Genomic DNA, 9,751 nt, shown 5'->3' with positions numbered 1-9,751 from the left:
GCAATACGCCATGTACTAAGGAAGGCATTTCTATGTTGTCAGTGATGTTGTTTTCAGTTCCAGCGCCTGGTCAATGTGTTAAAGGTGACGACCGTTTTCTCGGAACCGTCAGAACAAGTATGCATAAGGCACCTTTGACCGCTTTGGCGGCGGGGCTTAAAGATGCTCTGCTTGCGCGAGATGTGGTAATTGATATTCATATCTGCGACATGCAGACGCAAGGCGCGGAGAAATATGAGGATAGACAAAAGGTAAAGTATGGCGAACTTAAGCTTGGCAATATCACATTAGAGAAACATCGTATCGGTTTACCATTTGAAGAAGTCATTGCGGAAATTGTTGACTCGGACGTAATTGGGATTAATTCAAACTTTACGCATTCGCGACGAATTGTTGCTGATTTTATCCGCTTTTGCGCCGAGCAAAATCCCAGAGCTGTGATCGTGCTCGGTGGCACCGATGCGACCGTTGCGCCTGAGTTTCATCTTGATTGTGGGGCACATGTTGTAGTTAAAGGAGAGGGCGAGCTCTGCTTTGCTGATCTATTGGAGTGTGTTGATAAGCGGCTAGATTTTGATCAGGTTCCAAACATTGCATTCAGGGCAAAAGATGGAGCTATTAAGCATACAGCCAAAACCTTCCTGTCTCGATCTGGATCGTACAACGTAAACGAAATGCTTCCTCCGGATCTGGATCTCGTAGATTTGGATAGTTATTCAGATACTGGGGAGGGTAAGCCACCGTTTGGAATTCAGGGGCCGTTTATAAGTGTGGAAACATCTAGAGGTTGTGCGCAGGCTTGTTCCTTCTGTGCAACGCCGAGCACAAAGGGCCGTTTCCGCTTCATGCAGCTGGAAAAAATTCGGAAGCATTTCGAATATTTCAAATTAAAGGGTATTCGAACTCTGCTGTTTCAAGAGGATAATCTTCTATCCAGAATTCACCGCCACGCTTCTGGGAAATCCGCTTTTGACGATGGCAGGGATGAACTTTTCGATATGTTCAATCTTGCCAGAAGCATGGGGTTTTGTTGGGAATTTACCAATGGAATTGAGCTCGGCCAATTTGAGCACCAGGGCGTAGTCGATCATGAACTTATTCAGGTTATGTTCAATTCAGAATTTGTAGATGGCGAATTGGTGGGATGCTATCGGGCGACTCTGCCGCTGGAGAACCTCACAGATGATTCATCTAAGCTTTTTAGGAAGCTCAAGCCGCTTGGCGTGATCAAGGATGTTTTGGAGGGCATTGTCAAGACTGGCGTACACTCGCTGTCATTTAATGTGATCATTGGGCGCCCAGAAGATGATGAGTACAACCTCTGTTTAACATACTTAAGATCAAAGGAGATTAGAGCGATTTGTCGGAATTTTAACCCTGATGTTCAGGTGTATTTTAATGTATATATACTATCTCTACTCCCTGGTACGGTCGATTATAAGCATCATAATCATCGATTGGCCTATGACCTTAATATTGATCCGGAAGTGATCACCTTTTACCTTGGCTCACTCAATACTAACTATTTCTCCCCCTTGGAAATTACTCAGGCACGTGGGGCGATGGCCAAGCTGCTAAATAGCGATGCACTGATCGATGATTATGATGAGGTTCATTACCTCTCAAGCGAGAGATTTGAACGGCTTTTTACCGATGCTGATCGAGGAAAGTTACCTAGCGGCAGAATTTTGGCCAAAGAGCTTAGTCCAACTTTTTAAAAGTTGCTCTTACCCAAAGGGCCGCTCAATAGCCAGACGTGCAAAAACTGTTAAGCACTAACTACCCCCCCAGTGTCTTTCACTCTTGGTCAGGTTAATTGCTAACGTAGAAAGAGGATCAGCAGGCAGTAGGCAGTCAGCAAGTAGGAACCAGACATGAGTTCCATTTCAGCTGCCACGACTGTAATGATCAGCAGCAGGTTGAATGAGCCCCTTAGATTCCCTTGAGTGTTTGATCTATATCAGCACCGCGCCAACGGAAAGGGCTGGCCACTGGCGGCTCGAAAAACTGTCTGCCTATCTGATGGCTCGGTGAAATTTGTGCACCCCCCTTTCTGAGCCACCAAAATGGGAGCTCAGAAATTTTTCGTAGGTGGTACTGGCACGCGGAATCTGGCCATTAAATGGGTGTCCCTTCAATCAAGCGGGACACCTAAATGAACCAGCACTTCAGCAGTTTCTTCCACACCGTTATAGCCAGTGTATTGAGCGGCCTAATCCTTTACTGGATTACAAGCGAGCGCATTCCAGCAGCTCCCCCCAGCGTCCATTGCTACTTCGTGGTTCCTGACCAACCTAAAGCTGCCGCCGCAGAGGCGCAGTACGAGACTGTGCAATGAGGTTGTACGTACCGCAATGGGACAGATGGAAATCCATCGATTGTGGCACGTGCGACATCACGGCTGCTCCACTGGAGACGTCACAGCATCACCCTTGGGAGGCTGCTTAAAGCCCGGAATCACCACCAATTGCCTCAGATCGTTAACCTTCAAATCGATGCTCTTGCCGCTGGGGGCAAGAGCAAGCTCCCCTAGTGCGAATACACGGAAGTAATCGGCATCTTTTTGTCGCAGAATTCCATCGATGTATCGCCGAAATCGGTACTCGCTCATCTGCTCTTTGGATACGTAGAGGAACACTGGTTTGTTATCAACCCAGTCAAAGAACCTTAGCTTGAACCCTAAATCGTGATCGTTACCCGTGCCATAGCGTTTGACCAGGCTGGCACCTCCATGGATAACGCGGTTTGAGAGGCCTACCTTGGCATAGGCGATGCTCTTGAAGTACCAAGACAGGGGAATCTCGCCTTCGCCCACTATCCTGAGCTTCATGGCTTTGAACTCCTCATCGGAGAGTTCAAGCTTGGCGTGTCGGTAGCACTCCACCAGTCGCTCAAAACTGCTGGTTCTGTGGTTTCGAGATACTCTCTCGCCTCGACCTACCCCTGTGCTTCGACTCCCCTCAGTAACATCGCTGACGCCGGCAGTGCCTCCTGAGGAGGCTCCCTCTGTTGCCTCTTCAGTGGTTGGGTCGAATACATCGATGTAGTCATGCAGCTTGCGGCGAGCCCTTCGAAGGAACGCGTCGCCATCGGTCTCCCCTGGGAGCTTGCCATCGACCTCCTCGGCATCCTCATCAATCATCCACTCGCAGTCCGGAGCGTGTCCGTACTTCGGATTCTCACGGAAGTGCGCTATGCGATAGGTGTCGTGGGGTTGTTTGTCATAGTTAACTGCGGTGACTTCAGCTTGGATTGCGAGGTCGCGGCACGTCTCGTTCGAGCACAAGAACCTGAAGCGGCTGCGGGGTTCTGGGAGTGAGAAAAAGGCTCGCCGGGCTTCGGCGATTGAGAGTACCTCGCCCAGCTGGACGCAGTAAGCTCGTGTGATGGGGGTTCTAGTCGACATCCGATTCAAGCCCCTGATCTAGACCGTACTGAATTCAATCATTTGTAGCGGTATCACTTGTCGTAGCCAAAGGTATGTCGGTGCTCAGCAAGGTAAGGCAAATGCCTTGGATCGATCTTGCGCAACCTCATTGTCGAAGATAGGCCGAACTCCGGTGGTAGCTGCTTCGCAGCCGGCGACATGAGAATCGAACCGTTATCGCGGAAAGAGATCAGGCCTTGATCGAAGAGCCGATCATAATGCGGAGCCAGCAAAATCCCGTTGAATGGATCAAGCTTCACGTCGGCGTCTGATTTGCTCCAGGGCACGATGTGAGAGGCGATCAGTAGCTTGGGCTCATCCACGCCGGAGAGCGCGCATGCATCTCCCCAGAACGCCATTACCTGCTTTCTAAATCTTTGCTGGCCAACACGAGCCATGACAGTCGTGGCGCGAGAGGTGATGAGGGTGGAGGTGTCCTGCTTGCTGTCCTGCCCATCTTCGTATTCCTCAGCATCAAGCACGGTAACGACGAAGCTGGACTCCGGGTTTTCCAGCACGATGGGACGGATTATCTCGACCAGAGCTTGAGGAAATTGGATCTCACATCCGCTGGTGATCTGGAAGTAATCAACCACATCTAGATCGAAACGCGGTTCAAATGAAATCTGGAGAAGGCGTCGGGTGCCATCTACGAAATCACAGTGTTCACGAACCTCTGGGTGTGAGCCCCATAGAGCATGCTCTTTCTTCCGGTCACGAAATGGCTGCTCCCAAGAAGTGTTGGATAGCTGAATAAGCCTGGCCATGCTTGTTCCTTTTGCTGGCGTTAGAAGGATCAGGCTATCGATCTACCTGCGTAGCGTCTACCCACCAGCGGCTGCCGATCCTGATCACACTAGGTGGCTCCTAGCTAGAAAAAGCGGCGCTTGTCTCGATGGTAGAACTTGAACGCAAGGGCCCAGAACGAAACCAGCGCGATGAGAGCGGCCTTGTCGAAGCGCTTCATCAGCTTGGTTATGACTACTTGCTCCAGACCAGCAACGGTGCCTGAAAAGTGCAGCCGCGATACATAGAACTCACCTAGCAAGCTGATACCCACGAAGAAGACGACACCCAGTATCAGTGCCACCTGGGTTCGCTTCGACAGTGCGAGTACATACAAAACCTCAGTGAAGTAGTCCTTCACAGCACCCTCCTTGGTGAGCCAGCTATTGCTGCTGATGTGCACGTGCCTGGTGTGACAACCCCTCCAGAAGCCCATAAATCTGGTCATCCGTGAGGGCGAATTTGGGAACAAATTTCATCCCAGGCGGCAGCTGATGCGGATAGCACATGAAAGCACCTTTTCCGGTGCCGAAGTACTTCAGGATGTAGTCGCTGAGCCGGTTCGGCTGCGTGAGCTCGTAGGCAGTTCGGAAGATCGAGAGATCGCAGATGCTTTCTCCAATCATCACCCAAGCGTGCCCATCCCAGGTTGCATCGACGATCTCATCATCATGCGTTGGGCGGGGCAGATTGTCGTAGCAGCGGAAAACATGCTTTCCGTTGATCAAGAGGTCACCCAGGATGACGACGGCGGGAACATCACTGGCCCGCAGAGCTGCAACGAAACCGGCGCTGATCATGACACAGTGGCCCGCCGCACGGGGAATGGAGGCGAGGGTTCGCGTTGCCGTTTCAGCAATCAGCTTCAGGTCATTCGCGTGGTAGCTGACGTAATCCGCGTAGGCCTCCTGGCCTCGGTCACGAATGATGATGTCGCGAAGCAGCGTAGTGGTCATGGCTCTTCCTTCGTGAGTTGGCGTTAGGGCATGGGGGGCGCTGTTACCGGAGACCGGCTCCATCGCAGCGCCATTTCAACGCACCCAGATCATTAAATCAACTCTTCGCGCATAAAGACGTTGATTTATGCGAAGACATGGAGAATCATGTTTTCAACCAACCGACATCAATGGGGTGTGCAATGGCATTCCGGGCAGACGAAGCAGCAGAACGCAATTACGAAGAGGCCGAGCGCTACCTAGTGCCTCCGTCCATGTATGCGAATGACGTAGAGCGAAGAAATGCCAAGGAGACGCTTCAGGAGCTCACTTATGAGCTTGGGCCGGTAGTGGATGCATACCCATCCTGGCACCCCCTGGTCAGTAACAATCGCAGTCGTTTCCCGATCACCAGGCCAGGCCATGACTGCGGATATGAGGGGCTAGACCATACGAGGCTCTTCGCTCATGGCTTCATTACCTGTCCCTACAATGACGGCCAGGCAGTGATTGACTCGGTCAACAAACTCCCTAAAACCCATATCGCCCTCATCACCGCCGAACGATTGGATGTGAAGTTCTACCAGCCCGGCACTACTGCCATTTTGGTCAGATGTGACTGGGGCAGAGATCTGCGCGACAAGATGATTCCGATATCACTGGCGATGCCGCTGTTGCTTGAGCGGGAGCTTCAGTTCTGGCAGGTGGCAGAGGTGGCCGAAACCTGGGAAACCATGCGCGGTTACTTCCTCGGGAAACCCTACGGCAGTCGCTCGTCGCTGTTCGTGAACCAGGACACCGGCCAGAAGATGAAGAAGATATGGGAGGCCCTGATCAACACCGGGATGTTCGGCCCAATCATGGTCGACGGCTGAGGAAACCAGCATCGGAGGTGCGGTAAAAAAACGCAGCTTCCCCCAACAGATGCGCACATCAGGCCTTGAAACGATGGCACTTAGTCACCATAGATCCTATCTCCAACACTCAGAAAGGATGCATGACATGGCAAAAATTACTAAGGGCGATCTCAAGTACAGCGACTACAGCTGGAAGGCCGTACCCGGAGATGATCCAAAAAAGACCAAAGAGGATGCGGATCGTTTCAGTCGGAAGGAAGGGTACGAAGTCCTCCATCTGCTGAATTCACTGAAATCCGCCGAAGGAGGTGAGCTTGCCTTACGCACCCTCCAGGTTTGCGAGTGGATGATCCATGAGCATCTGCCCTCCGATGTACAGGGCCGTCAGAAAGTTATGGGGTGGATCGGGAACAATTACCCCGTCTTGTCTAAAAAGTATCCGTTCTGAACCTTGGCTCCGCTCGTAAGGGCGGCCCAATCTGCGGCATCTTGTCTCTCTGCCCTAGTGTGCCGAGGGACAAGGTGGCTGTATAAGCTTTGTACATTCCCACTAGATAGACACATACCGGACAACTACCTAGCTGAGTTGCCGCGTTCCACGGAGGGGCTTTTTTTGACAGGAGCTGCGATTGTTGAGCGCGTTCTCTGCGTAGTAGACAGGTGCCTGAGAAGCACGTTTCCTGATGACTACTACAAACGCTGTATGTACGCGTCGTTTGGTTTACACCGGCTGCTTCAGGCTCGGGGTTACAGCCCTGTAATCGTGGGCGGAAATTTTGGAGCTTTTGTTGTATCGCGGGATAAATCGCTAGCTTCGATCCAGGGGTACGCGTCTGGCTCTGGCGAGCACTCCCACTACTGGATTGAGCTAGACGGCTCCATCATCGACTTGGGTACTTACTATTTGCCAGTCGAATCCAGCTTTCAGGCTTGCGAGATGCCCGTGGTGTTTTGGAGTACGAGTTACCCATTACCCAAAGGGCTAATCTATAGCCCAAGTGCCCGCTATCCCTCGTCGGATTTTTCCCGACTTTCACCGCATATTATGGAAAAGATGGAGCCTTTTCTTGCTGCATGCCACGCAAGAATGGCTAAACCACTAACCAAGCCGAAAATTGGAAAGTGGCTCGTCACTAGCCCCTCATCTATTCAAAAGGCAGCCCAAAAAGGTGATCCATGGGCACGGGCAATGATTCAGTACGAGTCCATGCCGGCAGAACAATTTGTCATTAGATAAGTGGATCAACGTAGATAGTGAATCTTTCGGGGCGAAGATTGAGTTTGATTTTCAGTGGCCATAGAGTGGCTCGACATATCAGATACCCTGTCATGTGCGACTTTGTTAAATAGATGAATTGAATAGATGCCGCTCTACATGCTGCTCAAATAATCGGCTTTCAACGCGGCGATCACAAGCGCATCAGGAAAGATTAATAAGTAAGCTGAGAAAATGAGCAAGAGAAGAAAAAACAGAAATAACAAAGCCTCAAGACCGCATCGCGATCAACCTAAAAGTCGACTTCAAAGCCTTGGATCTAAACTTAAAAAGCCTTGGCTAGTCGCGTCTTCAATTGTAGCCTTTGTATTGGCTGCAATAAATTACTCTCAACCGTGGATCATGTCTTACCTAGATGGTAGGATCTTTGGAGGCCTTTCACTGTATCTGCATAGTGAAAAGCTGGAGAGGGTCTATCCGACCTATATTTTCTTTACTGCGCCGCCCACCTCGCGGGAAATTCACGCTCTATTACCGGTAGAGAGTTCAGTGCTGAATACTTCCATGCAGCCTGAGAAAAAAGTCACCCTTTCTATACGGTATCCCAAGCAAAGCAATCGGGAGATGATTCCCGAAGAATTTATCAAGCACTCGGGTGCAATGCTCGCTGATGATGTAGTTCATGAGACCAACTCAGATAAAAAATATTCGCTATCGATTTATCGAGCTACTTTTCTGGCGGCTAACGACAGAATAGGTTTTCCTGATGCATCTTTTATTATTCCATTACCGCCAGATAGTAACCTGCCCGACATATCAGTGCCTTCACAAGGCTTAGATGTCGAATTCACCGTATACAGCGAATCCCGAAAGCCAGAAGAGTGGCAAGTAAGGTATCGAGCAGTAGATGCCAGAAATGTAAATGAAATGACCTGGTGGATTACTAATAGCTATAAGCCACATATGGCTAGACTATTACGAGAGCGGCTTGGCTTTTGGCGCTATCTTTACGGATGGGCAACATCGGAAGAAACTACTGTCTATTTTTTTTCTCCCAAGTTTAATTACCTGCGAGGCTTATCAATATACTCCCCTACAGATTGGCCAAAAGCCTACACGGGCTTTAAATTTAGCCCATATGAGAGGGAGCTTATTCTTGGCATCTAACGTGCAGCTCTCAACAATATTATGGCCAGGGGGGGAGAAAATCATTCTCCCTTGGACTTAAACGCCAAGATCAATCTGAGCTTTCAGCCTGCGCAATTCTGATGGAACACAATCAATCGGGAGGTCAGATAGGATGAGAAATGTCAGCCGCCTCTTGGTCTGCCGCAGTACTCGAAAGTGCAGTCGATTCATGGTTCGGTGAGGGCCAAGCACTGGGCGCTCGCCGGATTCGATGTTGGCCAACAGAATCCCGGCAAGCTGAGCCATCCCCTCTGTGCTAACCAGCCCTGGCGGTTCATCAATCTGCACGTCTCTCGACAGCAAATTCAGGTAGCCACAGATCATGTGCTCCAGCTGCTGTGCACCGTGTACAGACAGCGCACAAGACCAAATGGCTCGCTCGTCACCTGGAGTCATACGTGTTCCAAAAACAACGAGGGCCGCTTACGCGGCCCTCTGGTCAACTCGAAACGAGTTTATTGCAGCCAAGCTTCGACAACGTCAGCGCCATGCTCGGTTTTCCAAGCTTTCAGCACCTTGTGGTTGCCGCCCTTGGTTTCGACCACTTCACCTGTGTTCGGGTTTTTGTAAATCTTAACGGTGCGCTCGCGGCGAGCCCCCTTCACCGGGGCCACAGAAGCCTTGCCAGCGTTCGGATCGAGCAACGCGATCACATTGCGCAGGGAGTAGTTGTACTCGGCGAGCAAGGCGCGGAGTTTGTTTTCAAACTCAATCTCTTTCTGAAGCTTTTGATCGTTTTTGAGGGCTTCGAGGCGGGCGGTTTGCTCGGCAATTTGGGCTTCGAGGGCCTTGTATTCTGCGATGATCGACATGCGGATTCCTGATAAAAACTGAAGGGGCTTATCCGGCCAGAGCTGGCCATTCAATGCTGGCTTAGGAGCTGAGGGGTCAAGGTGCCCTCAAAGTACATATTAATTCAGAGTAAACTTACGCGTGTACTTTCTTGATACCCAGCCCTCTGAGCCTCCTGCAACGACGGTGACATGCAGCCAGTCCGGGTTATTGGCGTCGAGCACTTCGAGCATCTGCCCATCGACCAAGTGAACCGGAAGTATTGGTGCCTTGGTGCTGGGCCCCGCTCTAAACCGAACGTTCTCACCTCGTACAAAGCGGTAGTCGCCGTCAGGAATGAAAGCAGCAGTGCACATTTCCCTGCGCACCATCTTGCCCATCTGTCCCGCAGTCATGCCTGGCAAAATTTTAGGCTGCAAGAAGCACAGCTCTTCACGGACAGCGTTTTGGGCTGCAAGGTAGGTGGCCAGCAAACCAATGAACCAACAAAACCATTTAAAGTAGGCCTTCGCTGCTGGACTTAGCTTCGACAAGTCTCCAGTCGATGCGG

At 50.8% G+C, this 9,751-nt stretch carries 10 protein-coding genes; 4 read left to right on the top strand and 6 right to left on the bottom strand.

From position 1 onward, the window contains the following. Nucleotides 1–1,718 (top strand): B12-binding domain-containing radical SAM protein (locus tag N5J71_RS21615; protein WP_279917627.1); only part of this gene is annotated, 1,718 nt, incomplete at its 5' end. A 677-nt stretch (nt 1,719–2,395) separates the two neighbouring features. On the opposite strand, the gene N5J71_RS21610 is transcribed toward N5J71_RS21615, so the two are convergent. The 4 genes from N5J71_RS21610 to N5J71_RS21595 form a co-directional block, all read right to left on the bottom strand. Then, the gene (locus N5J71_RS21610) at nt 2,396–3,142 is read right to left on the bottom strand and encodes an ATPase (RefSeq protein ID WP_257598753.1); all 747 of its coding nucleotides are present in this window, start codon (nt 3,140–3,142) and stop codon (nt 2,396–2,398) included. Nucleotides 3,143–3,459: 317 nt separating this feature from the next. Further along, entirely contained in the window at nt 3,460–4,194 is a 735-nt protein-coding gene (locus N5J71_RS21605; RefSeq protein WP_257598754.1) for an HNH endonuclease, read from the bottom strand. Between the two features lie 104 nt (nt 4,195–4,298). Further along, a complete protein-coding gene (locus N5J71_RS21600; RefSeq protein WP_257598755.1) occupies nt 4,299–4,574 on the bottom strand; it encodes a hypothetical protein in 276 nt (91 codons plus the stop codon). 22 nt (nt 4,575–4,596) lie between these two features. Further along, nucleotides 4,597–5,169, bottom strand: a complete 573-nt coding sequence (locus N5J71_RS21595; protein WP_279917626.1) for a transglutaminase-like domain-containing protein — start codon at nt 5,167–5,169, stop codon at nt 4,597–4,599. 137 nt (nt 5,170–5,306) lie between these two features. On the opposite strand from N5J71_RS21595, the gene N5J71_RS21590 reads away from it, so the two are divergent. The 3 genes from N5J71_RS21590 (at nt 5,307) to N5J71_RS21580 (ending at nt 8,388) form a co-directional block, all read left to right on the top strand. Continuing rightward, complete coding sequence (locus N5J71_RS21590) at nt 5,307–6,023, top strand: hypothetical protein (RefSeq protein WP_279917625.1); 717 nt, start codon at nt 5,307–5,309, stop codon at nt 6,021–6,023. Nucleotides 6,024–6,150: 127 nt separating this feature from the next. Then, nucleotides 6,151–6,453, top strand: coding sequence for a hypothetical protein (locus N5J71_RS21585; protein WP_257598583.1), 303 nt, complete (start codon nt 6,151–6,153; stop codon nt 6,451–6,453). A gap of 1,002 nt (nt 6,454–7,455) precedes the next feature. Then, nucleotides 7,456–8,388 (top strand): hypothetical protein, encoded by a 933-nt coding sequence (locus tag N5J71_RS21580; RefSeq protein ID WP_257598584.1) that lies wholly within the window; start codon nt 7,456–7,458, stop codon nt 8,386–8,388. Between the two features lie 476 nt (nt 8,389–8,864). Here the strand turns inward: N5J71_RS21580 and N5J71_RS21575 are convergent, their stop codons facing one another. Both N5J71_RS21575 and N5J71_RS21570 read right to left on the bottom strand, forming a co-directional pair. Next, the gene (locus N5J71_RS21575) at nt 8,865–9,221 is read right to left on the bottom strand and encodes a histone-like nucleoid-structuring protein, MvaT/MvaU family (RefSeq protein WP_257598585.1); all 357 of its coding nucleotides are present in this window, start codon (nt 9,219–9,221) and stop codon (nt 8,865–8,867) included. 99 nt (nt 9,222–9,320) lie between these two features. After that, nucleotides 9,321–9,751: SH3 domain-containing protein (locus N5J71_RS21570; protein ID WP_279917624.1), on the bottom strand; the 431-nt coding region annotated here is incomplete at its 5' end.

Source organism: Ectopseudomonas oleovorans, from assembly GCF_029845265.1.
GTDB classification, from domain to species: domain Bacteria; phylum Pseudomonadota; class Gammaproteobacteria; order Pseudomonadales; family Pseudomonadaceae; genus Aquipseudomonas; species Aquipseudomonas oleovorans.
Note: the sequence above shows the minus strand (reverse complement) of the source record. Positions and strands in the feature narration are given on the sequence as shown.

What these genes read in the sequence shown, in the direction of transcription:
- N5J71_RS21610 (WP_257598753.1), bottom strand. Translation starts at nt 3,142, where the DNA reads ATGATTGATGAGGATGCCGAGGAGGTCGATGGCAAGCTCCCAGGGGAG.
- N5J71_RS21605 (WP_257598754.1), bottom strand. Translation starts at nt 4,194, where the DNA reads ATGGCCAGGCTTATTCAGCTATCCAACACTTCTTGGGAGCAGCCATTT.
- N5J71_RS21595 (WP_279917626.1), bottom strand. Translation starts at nt 5,169, where the DNA reads ATGACCACTACGCTGCTTCGCGACATCATCATTCGTGACCGAGGCCAG.
- N5J71_RS21590 (WP_279917625.1), top strand. Translation starts at nt 5,307, where the DNA reads ATGGAGAATCATGTTTTCAACCAACCGACATCAATGGGGTGTGCAATG.
- N5J71_RS21585 (WP_257598583.1), top strand. Translation starts at nt 6,151, where the DNA reads ATGGCAAAAATTACTAAGGGCGATCTCAAGTACAGCGACTACAGCTGG.
- N5J71_RS21580 (WP_257598584.1), top strand. Translation starts at nt 7,456, where the DNA reads ATGAGCAAGAGAAGAAAAAACAGAAATAACAAAGCCTCAAGACCGCAT.
- N5J71_RS21575 (WP_257598585.1), bottom strand. Translation starts at nt 9,221, where the DNA reads ATGTCGATCATCGCAGAATACAAGGCCCTCGAAGCCCAAATTGCCGAG.